This is a genomic window from Shewanella vaxholmensis (genome assembly GCF_031932135.1).
Classification (GTDB): Bacteria; Pseudomonadota; Gammaproteobacteria; order Enterobacterales; family Shewanellaceae; genus Shewanella; species Shewanella hafniensis.
Window position 1 is genome coordinate 134,721 of sequence record NZ_JAUOEV010000009.1, and the last position, 15,626, is coordinate 150,346.

At 48.6% G+C, this 15,626-nt stretch carries 6 protein-coding genes and 1 pseudogene; 4 read left to right on the forward strand and 3 right to left on the reverse strand.

Annotated features, from left to right (window positions below; all coding sequences use genetic code 11):
• Positions 1-58: 58 nt before the first annotated feature.
• From recC to recD, 3 genes are read left to right on the forward strand one after another with little or no spacing between them, the layout of a single operon-like run.
• Entirely contained in the window at positions 59-3,832 is a 3,774-nt protein-coding gene (recC, locus tag Q4Q46_RS10270; RefSeq protein ID WP_311905891.1) for an exodeoxyribonuclease V subunit gamma, read from the forward strand.
• Positions 3,829-7,650, forward strand: coding sequence for an exodeoxyribonuclease V subunit beta (gene recB / locus Q4Q46_RS10275; RefSeq protein ID WP_311905892.1), 3,822 nt, complete (start codon positions 3,829-3,831; stop codon positions 7,648-7,650). The genes recC and recB overlap by 4 nt, the downstream gene beginning before the upstream one ends.
• Positions 7,647-9,881, forward strand: a complete 2,235-nt coding sequence (gene recD, locus Q4Q46_RS10280; protein ID WP_311905893.1) for an exodeoxyribonuclease V subunit alpha — start codon at positions 7,647-7,649, stop codon at positions 9,879-9,881. Before recB ends, recD begins: the two co-directional genes overlap by 4 nt.
• Before the next feature lie 11 nt (positions 9,882-9,892).
• Here recD and Q4Q46_RS10285 read toward each other — a convergent pair.
• Positions 9,893-10,352, reverse strand: a pseudogene (locus Q4Q46_RS10285) (GNAT family N-acetyltransferase).
• Between the two features lie 377 nt (positions 10,353-10,729).
• Here Q4Q46_RS10285 and Q4Q46_RS10290 point away from each other — a divergent pair.
• Positions 10,730-11,743 carry a D-alanine--D-alanine ligase gene (locus tag Q4Q46_RS10290; RefSeq protein WP_311905894.1) on the forward strand — a complete coding sequence of 338 codons (1,014 nt, stop codon included), beginning with the start codon at positions 10,730-10,732 and terminating at the stop codon, positions 11,741-11,743.
• A gap of 222 nt (positions 11,744-11,965) precedes the next feature.
• On the opposite strand, the gene Q4Q46_RS10295 is transcribed toward Q4Q46_RS10290, so the two are convergent.
• Both Q4Q46_RS10295 and Q4Q46_RS10300 read right to left on the reverse strand, forming a co-directional pair.
• The gene (locus Q4Q46_RS10295; protein ID WP_311905895.1) at positions 11,966-14,215 is read right to left on the reverse strand and encodes a sensor domain-containing phosphodiesterase; all 2,250 of its coding nucleotides are present in this window, start codon (positions 14,213-14,215) and stop codon (positions 11,966-11,968) included.
• A 150-nt stretch (positions 14,216-14,365) separates the two neighbouring features.
• Entirely contained in the window at positions 14,366-15,580 is a 1,215-nt protein-coding gene (locus Q4Q46_RS10300; RefSeq protein ID WP_311905896.1) for an RsmB/NOP family class I SAM-dependent RNA methyltransferase, read from the reverse strand.
• Positions 15,581-15,626 lie beyond the last annotated feature (46 nt).

The window sequence follows — 15,626 nt, forward strand, 5'->3', positions numbered from 1 at the left end:
TTGAATCTTATAAATCAAACACATAGAATTGTTTTACTGTCACCATGCCGAGTTGCACATGCTAAAGTTAATCCAGTCCAATCAGATGGAAGTGCTCTGCGCCCATTTAGCCGCTTACCTGACCCAACCCCTTACTTTTGCACGTCTACTGAGTAACGAGCATATTCTGGTGCAGAGTCCCGGCATGTCCACTTGGCTGCGCCTCGAAATCGCCAAACAAAATGGGATTGCCGCCGCATTGGAATTCCCACTGCCGTCGAGCTTTACCTGGCAGTTGTGCCATGACTTATTGCCCGATGTGCCCAAGGACAACGCCTTCACTAAGGCGGCGATGACGTGGAAGCTGATGCAACTCTTGCCGCGCATGTTACAAGATGACGCCTTTGGGCCATTGAGACACTATCTAGGTAATACCCTAGAAAATACGCCCACCATAAATACCGCCGACACGAGTGAACATCTCAACACCAGTGATATGACGGCTGACGATATTAAGCTGTACCAACTCTGTGGCCGTATTGCCGATATCTTCGACCAATACTTAGTGTATCGCCCCGATTGGATTTTAGCGTGGGAGCAAAACGAGCATCCCGAGTCACTCACCAAATCGCTGAATGAAGACCAACGCTGGCAACCCATTTTATGGCGCGCGCTCATTGCCTTTAACCGCGATGAGCTTCATCAAAGCCATTACCACAGGGCCAACCTGCACAGCGACTTAATTGCCGCGCTGAATCATCCCGACACGTCACTCGCCAAATTACCGCAACGCTTATTTGTGTTTGGCATTTCCTCGATGGCGCCGCAAACCCTCGAAGTGCTTTACCATCTGGCAGGTCGTATCGATGTGATCGTGCTGGGTTTAAGCCCATGTCAGCACTATTGGGGTGACATTGTTGATCCCCGTAATCGTGCCCGCATGGCGGTGCAATATGCAGGTAAACGCCAATTAGCCGAACTGTGGGAAGATAAACTCGAAGTGGGTAATCCGCTGCTTGCCAATAACGGCAAGATGGGCCGTGAATTACTTGATATGCTGCTTGAACTTCCCGCCGAACACTGCGACTTTGGCGACGATGTGTATTGTGAGCCCTGCGACGATCCCAACTCGCCACACAGTCATGCCAGCATGCTCCACGGGGTGCAATACGATATTTTAGAGATGCAAACCTTAGACAGAGTACTAGGGCCAGATGCAGAGCTGTATCAGAATGTTGAGAACAGACGCCTGCTTAAGCGCGACGATGAATCCATTCGAGTCAAGAGTTGTCACAGTCCACTGCGGGAAGTCGAAACCCTGCACGATCACTTGCTTGAGTTACTCAGCAACCATGCCGACCTGACACCTAAAGACATAGTGGTGATGATGCCCGATGTCGCCGCCTACGCCCCCTATATCGATGCCGTCTTCTCGGCGAAGCAAGGTCTGCATTACATTCCCTACGCCATTGCCGACCGAGGCGCAGCGCAGGAATCACCGCTCATCAATAGCTTTTTGAATTTACTCGGGATTAATCAGAGCCGTTTTGGTCTGACCGACATTTTGAGCATACTCGAAGTGCCCGCCATTTTGCGCCGTTTCCAGCTCGATGACGATGAATTGCAACTGATCCGCCGCTGGTTAGATGAAGCGGGCGTGCGCTGGGGCCGCGATGAACAAAGCCGCCTTAAGCAAGGTGTGCCAGCGTTTGAGCAAAACTCCTGGGCCTTTGGTATTAAAAGGCTGATTTTAGGCTACGCCTTGAGTGACGATGCGCCGCTGTACCAAGACCATCTAATCGTGACTGGCATCGAAGGCCAATCGGCGCAGGCGCTGGGTAAGTTACTCAATTTTATTGAAGTACTCGATAAAACGGCGCAAATACTCGCCCTGCCGCAAGTGGGCGCCCTGCGTTTGGCTGAATTAACTGAGCTGCTGGATGCCTTCTACGACACAGATGAAGACGAGCGCGAACAATTGCAGGAAATCCGCGATGCCATTGCCGCCCTAGAGCAAGAGTTACTATCGGCGGGCAAGCCCTTAGATTCAAACTCGTTAGATACAAGTATGTTCGAGACGCTAGCCCAACAGAGTATAAACGGACTTAGCCTCAGTATCGAAGTGCTGCAACAATGGTTTAATCAACGCTTAACCGAATCTCGGGTCGGCCAGCGTTATCTTGCGGGGAGCGTGAATTTTTGTACCTTGATGCCGATGCGCTCTATCCCCTTTAAGGTCGTGTGTTTACTCGGCATGAATGATGGGGTGTATCCTAGGGTTCAGCATCCCGTCGGCTTTGATTTAATGGCGCATTTCGGTGCCCGTAAAGGCGATCGTTCCCGCCGTCTCGATGACAGATATTTGTTTTTAGAAGCCTTATTGTCGGCGCGCGAGCAACTGTACATCAGCTATATTGGCCGCAGCGAACGGGATAACTCGGAGCGTATCGCCTCTATGCTCGTCTCTGAACTGATTGAATATTGTCAGCTGTGCTATTTGCCTGAAACGCTAGTGGCTCAATCGCAAAACGCTTCAAGCCCGATAGACCCAGAAGATGCTGAAAAAGCCCTCTATAACGCGATCGTCAGCCACCAGCCGCTGCAACCCTTCGATCCTAAGTTGTATCAGTCCACAGTAAAAAATAGCGACGAAGATGGCTCAAGCATAGGCCAAAGTTACAGCCAGCAATGGTGTCCACCCAATGCGGGCGCTGCGGGCACACATGCGGGCCGCTTTATCGGCGCGCAAACTCGCATCATGCTCGAAGCAGATGAGCAAGGCTCAATGCCAGATACAGAGGCACAGCCCGCTTCTGTGCACGCAACGCAAAGCAAGCAAGTGGATGTGTCTGCCCTGATCCGTTTCTTTCGAAATCCGGCGCAGTACTTCTTCAACCGAACACTTAAAGTCGATCTTAGCCTTAATATTCAGGCCGATGATAATGACGAGCCCTTTAGCCTAAATGCCCTAGAGCGCTATATGTTGCAGGCCCAGTTACTCGACGATGCCATAGGCCAAGGTCTGACTGAGCCCGATATCGAGCTGATTAAACGCCTCAAAGCCAGCGGCAGTTTGCCCATGCAGCCCTTCGATGATTTACTGCTACGCCAATATCAGCACGATATTAAGCCTTTGATTGGCAGAACCTTGTTCCTTAAGGGAGAACAAGCCAGCAGTCATGCGGATATTAAACTCCTGTTTGACTTACCCATCACGGCGGGTAAATCCCAGCAAGTGTTACTGCAAGGCCGTATCGATGACTTAAGCCCTAAGGGATTAGTCAATTACCGTCCCGGTAGCGCCCACGGCCGCGATGTGCTGAGGTTATACCTTCGCCACCTGTGTTTAATGGCAATGGGGCACACACATGCAAGCTATCTACTCGATATGGGGCATTTTCACGCCTTAGCGCCAATTACTGCTGAGCGCGCCCATGCGTTACTGGCCGATTTGCTGGTACTGTTTTATCAAGGCCAGCAACACCCACTGTGTTTTATGCCGCGCACCTCACTGGCCTACGTTAGCTGTGAAGGTGAACATGATGAGCGTTTACAGCAAGCGTTGCCTGAGTGGCTGGATGAGCAGAGTCAATTAGGAGAAGGGAACGAACCCCATTATCAGCGCTTATTCAGCTTCCCGAGGGATTTCGCTGAGGATAACTTTGGCGCATTAGCAGAGCGCATCTATCGCCCTATGGTGAGTTTATATCTCAAAGACACACTGGCTCAGCTTGAGGAATTTGCGCTGAACGATGGCATGACCCAAGGCCAAACACCCAATGTACAAGCGACTGACACACGAGCGACTGCAGCACATTTGAACCGCGATAGCGCACAGGGAGAGCAAGCATGAGTGAACCGATGCAGTTAAACGCAGCAGCGTTAAATTCAGCACCACAGGCGCTTGATCCTCTCACTCTGCCCTTTGGTGGTAGTCGTCTGATTGAAGCCAGCGCTGGCACAGGTAAAACCTACACCATTTCAGGTCTTTACTTACGCTTATTGCTTGGCGATGGCATAGCAGCGCCGCTGACCTGCGAGCAGATTCTCGTAGTAACTTTCACCAATGCGGCCACCGAAGAGCTAAGGGATCGTATTCGTCGCCGTATTCAAGTCGCCTTTAAGTGCTTCTTAGGGCTAACGATTGCCGATCCCTTTGTGCAGGCGTTGTATGACAACACCCCAGAGAGTGAACGCGCCATTGCCCTGAGGCGATTCGATCTCGCCCTTAAATCCCTCGATGAAGCGGCGATTTTTACCATCCACGGTTTCTGTCAGCGAATTTTATCGGATCTCGCCTTTGAGTCTTCCTTGCTGTTCGAATCGGACTTTACCTTGGAAGACAGCGAATTTTTGCACCATGCCGTGCGGGATTTTTGGCGTGAGGCCTGTTATCCGCTGCCCGATTACTTAGCGCAAATCATTGCCAAGGAATTTGGCGAGCCCGATGGGTTAGTCAAACAGTTGCGACCGCTCCTTGGCGCCAGTCAAGCAAAGCCTCTGAAACCCGCGCTTAAGTTTGATGCCTTGGCCCTGTCACTGCGCCAAAGTTTAGAGCGCTTTAAATTAGCTTGGCCACGGGGGCGCGATGGCTTATTGGCATTGCTTCACAGTTTGCCGCTGAACGGCACTCGCTTTGGCAAGGCAACGGATAAGTACCCCAAACTCGCCGCCATGTTCGATGCGCTGGATAACTGGCTCGCTTTCGGTCATGGGTTGCCGCCGCTGAAAGAGTTAGAAGCCTTGTCCTTGTCTGAGTTAAAACTCAACAAGGGCGGCGTGATCCCAAGTGTGAGCGAAGCACCGCTGATGGATCATATGGAGCAGCTCGCCACATTGATTGCCGCTATTAAACCGGCGTTTTTGTATAGTGCGAAACTTGGTATAAGCGAGCGATTTACCCAGCAAAAGCAGCAAAAAAACGTGCTGACCCCAGATGATTTACTCACGACATTAGCAAGCGCGCTACATGCCAATAATGAAACCTTGCCCAAAGCTGTAGCAACACGTTTCCCCGTCGCGCTTATCGATGAATTCCAAGATACCGATCCGCTGCAATTTGCGATCTTCTCTGGCATCTACCAAGGCCGCTACTCGTTTGAGCAGCAAGGTGTAGATACTACAGAGAACAAGCTCAGCCTGTTGATGATTGGCGATCCTAAACAGGCCATTTATGCCTTTCGCGGCGCCGATATTCATACCTATATTGAGGCCCGTCATCATACGCAGGCCCACTATCATCTAGATACCAACTACCGATCAAGTGCAAACATGGTCGCTGGGGTTAACCATCTCTTTAGCCAGCATCACGATCCTTTTATCAGTCAGTCGATCCCCTTTGATAGCGTGAAAACGCCCAGTAGTGCCAAGGGGAAAACCCTCACTGAAAAAACCGTCAATCCAGCCGCCTTAAGATTAAGACTCTTAAGCGAAAGCGCAGAAAACGGCCTCAACAAAACCACCGCCAGACACTTGCTCGCCGAAGATGTAGCGGCGGAGATCACCCGTTTACTGACAGATGCGGCCAATGGCGAATGCCACAGCCCGAAAGGGCCTTTAATCGCGAAAGACATCGCTATCTTAGTGCGGGATCGCAACGAAGCGGCTGTGATGAAAACCGCACTGAGTAAACGTCACATAGGCGCAGTGTTTTTAAGTCGCGACAGTGTGTTCGATACCCTTGAAGCGCGAGAAATGGCGTTAATTTTGCGATCTCTGGCGAATCCTAAGGATGAGCGGGCACTGCGCAGCGCCCTAGCCACGGCATTATTAGGCTACAGCGCCGAGCAAATTCATGCCTTCAACCAAGATGAAGAACACAGACAGCTGTTATTAGAGCAGTTTTTTAACTTGCACCAAGTGTGGCAGAAACGCGGCATCATGCCCGCGCTACTCAGCCTTGCCAATAGCACTAAACTGATTGACCGTTTACTGCACACCGCCAGTGCTGAGGTAGATACTCAAGAGCAAGATGCCACCAACGGCGAGCGTCGCCTGACGGATTTTCGCCACCTTGCCGAGCTATTACAGCAAAAGGCGACCGAGCTTGATGGTATTAGCGCCCTGCTCAATTGGTATGAACAGCAACTGATTGATAACACAGGCACCGATGAACAGCAGCTGCGCCTCGAAAGCGAGCAGAATCTGGTGCAGATCGTTACTATCCATAAGAGTAAGGGCCTTGAGTATCCCGTTTGTTTTGTGCCCTTTGTTAGCCTAGCCCGCGACAATCGCCGCCGCCCGACGCCTATGCTGTACCACAGAACCAACGATGCAGGTGAGCAAGAACTCGTATGGGATATCGAAGGCACGGATGAGGGTTGGGAGCGCGCCAAGCAAGAAACCTTGGCCGAAGACTTACGCCTGTTATATGTGGCGCTCACTCGCCCTGTGTATTTGTGTTATTTGTATATCGCTAATCACAGTCGTCAGCTTAAAAATGGCCTTAAAAGTCAGCTGCATGAAACCGCCATCGGCTATCTATTGGGCATAAGCGACTCAGAATGTAACTTTGCCCGTATCTGCAATGCTGCGCAGCAGCTCGCACAAGATGTGGAAGCCATAAGAATTGATAAGGTGACCGATGACATAGACGAGCGGCCATTGCCCTCAAGCCAAGACATAGCAAACATACTGAGCGCGAAAACCTTAACCCGCCAATACTGCACGCCGTGGCGAGTCGGCAGTTATTCAGGTCTAGTTAAAAATACCAGCCATGGCAAAGCCGCGCCTGGCGCAGATGACGAAGCATTAGGCTCACTTGAATATATGGCTGCGCAAACACTCTCAATTAATAATGAGCCAAGCCATGAGCCACAGGATGACATGCTCAATCGCTTTAACTTTGAGCGTGGCGCTAACGCAGGTAGTTTTATGCACTTAGTGCTAGAAGAGATTGATTTTACGCAGGCAGACAGAGACTTACCGCAGCAATTGCCTAAAGCTATGCTGAAATACGGTATCGCGCCCGAGTGGCAAACGGTATTGCACACTTGGTATCTGGATGTGCTGCATGCGCCGCTTGGGCTCATGCCATCAACAGTGTCATCAACAACAGTGCCAACTACAATGCCTTCAACATCGGCCTTAGAGAATAATTCCAAAACGCCCAAACCTGAACATCCAGATCTGTGCTTAGCCAAGTTATCGCCGCAGGATACCTTAGTCGAAATGGAGTTTTATTTACCTTTAAGCGAGCTTAAGGATACTGAGCTCAATGCGCTACTGCAGCAGTTTGGCTATGAGTCGACACTGAAGTTTGATGATCTCAAGGGCATGCTCAAAGGCTTTATCGACTTAACCTTTGAATACCAAGGTCAATATTACATCGCCGACTATAAGTCGAATCATTTAGGCGACAACATCAATGCCTATCATCAGAGCGCGCTGCAAAGTGCCATAACCGATCATAGGTACGATTTGCAGTACATCCTCTACTCATTGGCGCTACACAGGTATTTGAGTTTACGCCTGCCAAGTTATGACTACGACAGCCATATCGGCGGTTGTTATTACTTGTTCTTACGGGGAATGTCGGCTCAGTATCCCGGCTACGGTGTTTATTACGACAAGCCGCCGAAGGCACTTATCCTCGCGCTGGATTCACTATTTAATGACAATTTATTTCACAGCAGATTAGCTGGTGTAATCGATACAGGAGTCACGGCATGATGCGCTCAACCCAAGGGCTAAAGGCACATTCACTCACAGCCGCGAAATGGATAGATCATGGCGCAATCCAGCTTAGCGCGCCGCTGCCAGAGCTGTTAAAACAGTGGGAGCAAGAACGACTGCTCACACCGCTCGACCGACATTTCGCGCTCGAGATGAGCCACTTACATCCAAATGACAGCCAACACCCCTTGTTTATGTTGCTGTGTGCGCTGTTAAGCCAGCAATTATCTTCACAGCACAGTTGCCTAGTACTCGCTCATATCGTGCCGCTTAATCCCATGGCCGAGCAAAATAGCCATTGTAAAATCAGCTTAAGTCTCGAAGCACTCACAGAGACTTTGCAAACCTTTGATGCCGTTGGCCAAGCGGGCAGTAACAAACCACTTATTTTTGATAATGGCAGACTCTATTTGCAGCGTTATCATCAATTTGAAACCTCAGTGGCCGCTTCTTTAATCCGCCTATCAGGCAGCGTATCTCAACATTCTGAAGACGTAAGTCACAAAGAGCAAACTCAAACCGCTAAATTGAGGTCACTGCTAGATCAACTGTTCCCTGCCACTGTGCTCGCGCCCCATGCTCTCACTCGCAATGCACTCACTACCAATGTAATCACTAAAAGTGAAAGCACACAAAGCACAGCACCCATTGATTGGCAAAAGGTCGCCACGGCCACTGCGCTGGGTAAAAAACTGTCGGTGATCACTGGCGGCCCAGGTACGGGCAAAACCACCACTGTGACTAAGCTTTTGTTATTGTTACAAATGGAGTCCATGCAGGAAATCCGTTTAGTCGCACCGACGGGAAAAGCGGCGGCTCGCTTAAGCGAATCGATCAAAGCCTCAAAAGCGCGTCTAGCGAAGGAACTCAGCGCCCATGCTGATGTTATTGATGAAGCTCGTAATAGAAACAACCAAGACTTTTTAACGGCATTGGGGCGTATTCCAGAGGAGGCATCAACCTTACACAGACTGCTCGGGGTGATCCCCAATTCGCCGCACTTTCGCCATCATCAAGGTAATCCGCTGCGGCTCGACTTATTGATCGTCGACGAAGCCTCTATGGTCGATTTGCCCATGATGTATAAATTGCTCAGCGCACTTCCGGAACATGCCAGTTTGATTTTACTCGGCGATCAGGATCAACTCGCCTCGGTTGAGGCTGGCGCTGTGCTCGCCGATATTTGTGCAGGTCTTAAAATACCAGTAGATCCCAATAACCTTGCACAAAACAACATAGCATCTAACAATCCTGCTCTGTGGCAAATGCGCTATTCCAAGGAGCAAGCCGAGCGCCTGAGTGCATTAACGGGTTTTGAGTTAACGCCCTTTATCAACGATGCCCCTAAACTTGGCGATAGCTTGTGTATGCTGATGCACAGCCATAGATTTAAAGGCGATGCAGGGATTGGGCTGCTTGCTAGCGCCGTCAATCGCGCGGATCTTCAAGGCATATTGCAGGTATGGCAACAAGGCCCTGCTGAATTGAGCTGGTTAGAACACAGTATGGTCGTAAGCCAAACCCAAGCCCAAGTGAGCGAGCCTGCTAATAATATGGGACTCAATTTACTGCTGGAGCAAGCCTGCCAGCAATATGGTATTTATCTCAGCGCCTTGAATAGCGATGTAAACATTAGCGATGGAAGTCATAGTGATTTAAGTAAGCGTCCAAGCACAGCTGAGATCATAGAAAGCTTTAACCAGTACCGCATTTTATGCGCCATGCGCTCAGGCGATTATGGGGTTGAAGGCATTAATCAGTATGTAACTCAAGCATTGGCCAATGCCAAGCTGATTAAACCGCTACAGGAGTTTTATCTGGGTCGGCCGATTATCATCCAAAGCAATGACTATAACTTAGGCCTGTTTAACGGTGATATCGGATTGATTTTGCAGGATGAAGATAAACCCGAACGTTTAATGGCGCACTTCATCATGGCCGATGGCAGCCTGCTAAAAGTCTTGCCAGCCCGTTTGCCCAGCCATGAAACCTGTTACGCCATGACAGTACACAAAAGCCAAGGCAGCGAATTTAGCCGCGTGGCCTTAGTGCTGCCACCGAGCCCCAGCTTAGCCCAGTGGCAACTGCTGACCAAAGAGTTAGTCTACACTGCCATCACCCGCGCTAAAGTCCACTTTACCTGCTTAGGCACCCAGCACGTATTCGAGCGGGCCAGCAGCCAAGCGACTCAACGCGCATCGGGTCTTGCCGACAGGCTTTGGGGTTAAGTTAGGTTCGTTTAGCTCAAGACTAAGCTATAACGGAAGGAGGTTTTGGTAAACCCTATGCTTTCATAGTATTGCTGAGTGGTGATGCGCTGGGTCGATGTAGTGAGTTTCGAGTAACTGACAGGCTTCTTGTCTTCCCCGTGCTTTAGCAAAATCAATCAGTTGAGTGCCGATGCCCTGACCTCTCATATCGGCATCCACTACTATCGCCGTAATGCGACAGATACGACTCAAAACGGGGAAATAATCAAAGAACATCAAGACCATCACAGCAACAACTTGCGGCTCACCCTGCGCATTGAGTTGCTCGTATACCAGTAACTCATCAGTGCGAGAATGGGGATTATCTTGGCACTCGGTTAACGTCTTGGCTAACGCGGCCACAGGTAAAACATAACCTAGCTGCTCAAGTAGCAGTTGAATACTCTCTGCATCGTGTAACTGAGCTAACCGAATGTTTTTATTTATCATACTGATTTCCCCTCATCATTCACCAAAACGCTTTACGATGACGTCTGACCATAGTCGTTCAATGCAACAATGCCATGTTGAAGCGCATCCCGAATGCTAATTTTTTCGCGGCTATTCATCGCAGCGAATAGTGACTCCACAGTTGCAAAACATTGGCAGCTAACCCCACAAAAATCAAAATAAATTCGCCAAATGCACAAGCCCTTATTTGCAATGCGATTAAATGCGTTAAAATTCACCACTTAATAGCCGTCAGTCAGCAAAACCTTGCACTCATAGGGACAAGAAAACTAAGATGACAGCGGTTGTACTATAGGATGATGTTCGTATTGCCACAGGCCGATATCATCCGATTTTGCTCACTTTGAGGAATCACAATGTCTAAGATCAATCTGCTTTTGCTGTGCGGCGGCGGAAGTGCCGAACACGATATTTCATTAATGTCGGCCAACTATTTTGAAACCTCACTGGCAAAATCTGAGCAGTTTTCCGTGTTGCGAGTCGAACTGGATAAATTCGGCCAGTACCGCACTGCCGCTGGTGACGACTGTGAGCTGACCAATAGCCGCGAGATTCGCTTCCGTGATGAAAGCAAAACGCCATGGCCAGTCGATTACGTCATTCCTTGCATTCATGGCTATCCCGGTGAGACCGGCGACATTCAATCCTATTTTAATTTGATCCAACTGCCCTATTTTGGCTGTGAATCCGAAGCGAGCAGCAACTGCTTCAATAAGATTACCGCTAAAATGTGGTTCTCGGCCTTAGGTATTCCGAATACGCCGTATATTTTCCTGAATCAGTTCGATGATGCGGCGATTGAGCAAACCCAAGCAGCATTGGCACAATGGGGATCGATCTTCGTCAAAGCAGCCTCACAGGGTTCCTCTGTCGGTTGTTACAAAGTGGACGACAGCAATAAAGTTGCAGGCGTGCTCAAGGATGCGTTTGGCTATGCGCCCTATGTGATCGTTGAAAAAACCATAAAAGCCCGCGAGTTAGAAGTCGCAGTCTACGAGTACAATGGTGAAGTGGTGGCGACAGTGCCAGGTGAAATCATCTGTGATAGCAACACCTTTTACACCTTCGATGAGAAATACGCCAAAAACAGTAAAGCGCGCACCGATGTTGTCGCGCAGCATGTTTCAGCAGAGATCAGTGAACAAATCCGCGCCTATGCAATCAAGGCATTTAAAGGAATGAAGCTGCGTCACTTATCGCGCATCGACTTTTTCTTAACCGCGAACAATGAAATTCTATTGAATGAAATCAATACGTTCCCAGGTTCTACGCCGATTTCTATGTTCCCTAAAATGCTGCAAAATCACGGTCACGATTTTACGCAATACTTGAGTCTAGTGATTAATGGTCAGCTAGCCGCTAAATCTTAACATTCATCAAGCTGACTCAGTGTGTACGCCTATACTCAGTGCAACACCCGTTTTCAGTCATAAAAGAGCGCCGAGGCGCTCTTTTTATTTGTTATCTTTCAATACTATATTCCTCAATATTGGATTATTAACTTACATCTAAACCCAATATATCAATCAGGCTGTCGCAGGTTAAGCCGCCCTCATATTTAGGTCAAACATCAAAGCTCCAATACCAAGAACCTAATGCAGCTCAGCTTGCTTTGCCAACAGCGCAAAGAAAGCGGCTTTAGGCATAGGCTTATAGAAAAGGTAACCTTGAATTTCTTGAATATGATTCGACATCACAAACTTAAGTTGTGACTCAGTTTCCACCCCTTCAGCCGTCACGGTTAAATCTAACGCATGGCTTAACCGCACTATGGCCTCCACCAACGCTTCGTGACGCTTGCCTTCGTCTAATCGGTCGATAAAGCTCTTGTCGATCTTAATTTGATCGATAGGGAAATTAGCTAAATAAGATAGAGATGAGTAACCCGTACCAAAGTCGTCCAATGAAATGTTAATCCCCTTAAGCCGCAAACCATTCAGTACATCAATAAGATGTGTATGTTGCTTCATCAGCAAAGACTCAGTGATCTCAAGGGTTAATCTGTCGAAGGGGAAATCTGTTACTTCGAGTTGCTCGGTAATCTCAGCGAAGGAATCCACAAAGGCATCTTGCAGTTCATGGGACCAAAACTCAAAGGTCGACACGTTTACCGATAAGTTAATCGGCCAATTATGAGCCTGCATCTCTAAGATGGTTTGCATAGCGCCAAGGCGCACATCTCGACCAATATCAACAATTAAGCCGCTGTTCTCCGCGATAGGAATAAACTCATCGGGGGGAATGAATTGCCCTTCAAGCTGCCAACGAAGTAAAACCTCGGCGCGAACAATCAAACCTGTGGTCGCATTTACTATGGGCTGGTAATAAAGCTCGAAGGTCTGTTGATCGAGTGCCTGCTTAAGTTGATTATGAAGGCTGGCAATGCGCTCGGCATTGAGCTGCATTTGCTCAGTAAAAAAATGATATCGATTACGACCGTTAGCCTTTGAAATATACATGGCCTGATCGGCGCAATTTAACAGCTGCTCAAGATCGAGGGCATCTTCTGGAAAACGCGCAATTCCAATGCTTACCGAACTATAAACGCCTTTACCATCGGCTAGCACATAACGTTTAGCCACATGCTTATTAATTTTTTCAGCAAGTTGCGCCAACTCTTTCTGGTTGACTATCCCAGGTAACAGCAAGGCAAACTCATCACCGCCGAGGCGCGCAAACACCATAGTGTCATTGAGGCACTCGCAAATCTGCCGCACCACTTGCACTAATAACGCATCACCTTTGTCGTGACCATGGGTGTCGTTAACTTGTTTAAAGTTATCTAAATCCATCAGCATGAAACTAAAGCCGGGCGTCAGACTGTCGGAGGTAATGAAGGATTGGATCAGTTTAAACAAGGCATTGCGGTTAGCAAGCCCAGTCAACGAGTCATTATTGGCCTGATACTTAATCAGCTGCGCCGCTTTTTTACGTTCGCTAATATCAGAAAATAACCACGCAAAACAAGGTTGTAATCCGTTGGGCTCTCGAAACGTGCTGACGATAAGATCTAGATAAAACTCCTCTCCATTGCCCCTTAAGCCAACCAATTCCCCCTGCCACATTTTATCCTGCGCTAAATGCTCAAATAGGCCGACTAACTCATTCGATTGAGACGCAGATAAAAACATCTTTGGGTTAAAGTTTGCGATATCAATATCTTGTGGAAGAACGATGTGTTTAAAAGCGGGGTTAGCATAGAGAACGGAATCATCGGAATTGGAGATAACCAGTGCCAAAGGTAAGCGGTCAAAAATTTTCACTGCTAAACGCTGAAACTCCATTGCCCGACTGCGTTCAATGGCTAAACTGGCTAATCTCGCCGCCTCTGAAATCAGCTCTAAATCGAGCTCTGTTGGTGACTTTATCGTATCGTAGTACATGGCAAATGTACCGAGCACTTTGCCTTGAGTATCTTTGATAGGTTCAGACCAACAAGATTTAAGACCGGCGCGTAATGGCAGTTCTTTATAATTTTCCCAGTAAGGATGCGTAGCTATGTCTTCAACAATGATGCGCTTTGCAAAATAAGCCGCGGTGCCGCAGGAGCCGACATTTGGGCCAATCTCGACCCCATTAATCGCTTGGTTGTAACTGTCGGGTAAATGGGGCGCAGCGCCTAACAACAAACGTTTGCCGTCACCGCTGAGCAGTAATACAGATCCACGAGTACCTATCTTTTGCGCTTCGATTTTTAGCACTAAGGCGTGCAAGATTTCATGTAGCGGTGCGCCATTAAGCAGCATAGAGAGAATACTGCTATAGCAAGCTATGCTGACATTATGGGCGAGTTTAACATCAGTATGGTCGAGCAGATCTGGAAGATTAACGCCGTACGCCATAATTCCCTTACAAACAAAGTTGCAATATAAATACTGATTAACAATGTTAAGAATATTTATAACTTATTGGAAATTTTAGGCACTAATATTAACTAAGTAAACCCTGAATGAATGGCATAAAGGGCTTACTTTAGTCTTAACCGCAAGGCTTTACTCTTGAATACGTTCAAGTTTTGCAAGGTAAAAGCCATCAAATCCGCTATCTGCAGGGCTAATACTTTCATCCTCAATTAGGCGGAAATTAGGATTCTCAGCTAAAAACGCATCGACTTGACCGCGGTTTTCACAGGGGAAGATAGAACAGGTCGCATAAACCACTATGCCACCAACCTTCACCATGCGGCTATAACTGCTCAAAATGTGCTTTTGCAGATCCATTAACACGGGTAAACGCTCGACGGTATCACGCCATTTTGCATCTGGATTACGCTTTAATACGCCCAAACCTGAGCATGGCACATCGAGTAATACCCGATCGGCACTGAGCTTTAAGCGTTTAATGGTTTTACTGCTGGCGATAACGCGGGTTTCGACATTGTGTGCCCCATTGCGACGGGCACGCTCTTTGAGTTTGTCGAGTTTCCATTGCTCCACATCCATGGCCAACAAGCGCCCTTTGCCCTGCATTTGCGCGGCTATGTGTAAGGTTTTGCCACCCGCGCCTGCGCAAGCATCAATAACTTTCATGCCTGGCTTGGCATCAAGCGCCGCCGCCACGCGCTGAGAGCCCGCATCTTGCTGCTCGAATAAGCCATCTTTAAAGCTTTGGGTACGGAACAAGGCAGAATCGGAGGTCACTTCAAGGGCAGAATCGACCCCATCAACGCTCAGCGTGCTCACAAACTCAGCGGCAAGCTTAGCGGCCAATTCCTCACGCGTCACTTTAAGGCCATTTGCGCGTAAAAAACGCTTCGGCGCGGTACTTAACGCGGCGCGCTCCTTTTCCCAAGACTCGCCTAATTGCTCACGGCCCATCGCATCGAGCCACTCAGGGCAACCGTCCCACAGTACTGGCTTAGTTTTCGCTTGCTCGGTGCGCTCGGCTAAACGCGCCTCATCGACTTGCAGCGAATATTGCATTTTAGGCAATTCAAGCCCGTGGAATAAATGCCACGCATTAAGCAATTTAGAGCCAAAACGCTCCATCTCATCTGGACTGATTTCCGCCAGATAACAATATAAATTTAAGCGACGTAGGATATCACCCGTCGTTAATGCGATACGCGCCTGTTCGGCGGGTACCAATTGCAACCCAGAAAAATGCTGAGAATAGGCCCGATCTAAGGGTTTTCCTTGGCTCAGCACCATAGTTAAGATACTGATCACTAATTCGTTCGAGCTGGCAGAAAGCGGAGAATTCAACATTTAAAAGGTCACCATGAATGATAAAACCGGAGGATCATAGGAGGTC

Excerpts from the sequence above, each read along its gene's own strand:
- recC (WP_311905891.1), top strand. The coding sequence starts at position 59 with ATGCTAAAGTTAATCCAGTCCAATCAGATGGAAGTGCTCTGCGCCCAT.
- recB (WP_311905892.1), top strand. The coding sequence starts at position 3,829 with ATGAGTGAACCGATGCAGTTAAACGCAGCAGCGTTAAATTCAGCACCA.
- recD (WP_311905893.1), top strand. The coding sequence starts at position 7,647 with ATGATGCGCTCAACCCAAGGGCTAAAGGCACATTCACTCACAGCCGCG.
- Q4Q46_RS10290 (WP_311905894.1), top strand. The coding sequence starts at position 10,730 with ATGTCTAAGATCAATCTGCTTTTGCTGTGCGGCGGCGGAAGTGCCGAA.
- Q4Q46_RS10295 (WP_311905895.1), bottom strand. The coding sequence starts at position 14,215 with ATGGCGTACGGCGTTAATCTTCCAGATCTGCTCGACCATACTGATGTT.
- Q4Q46_RS10300 (WP_311905896.1), bottom strand. The coding sequence starts at position 15,580 with ATGTTGAATTCTCCGCTTTCTGCCAGCTCGAACGAATTAGTGATCAGT.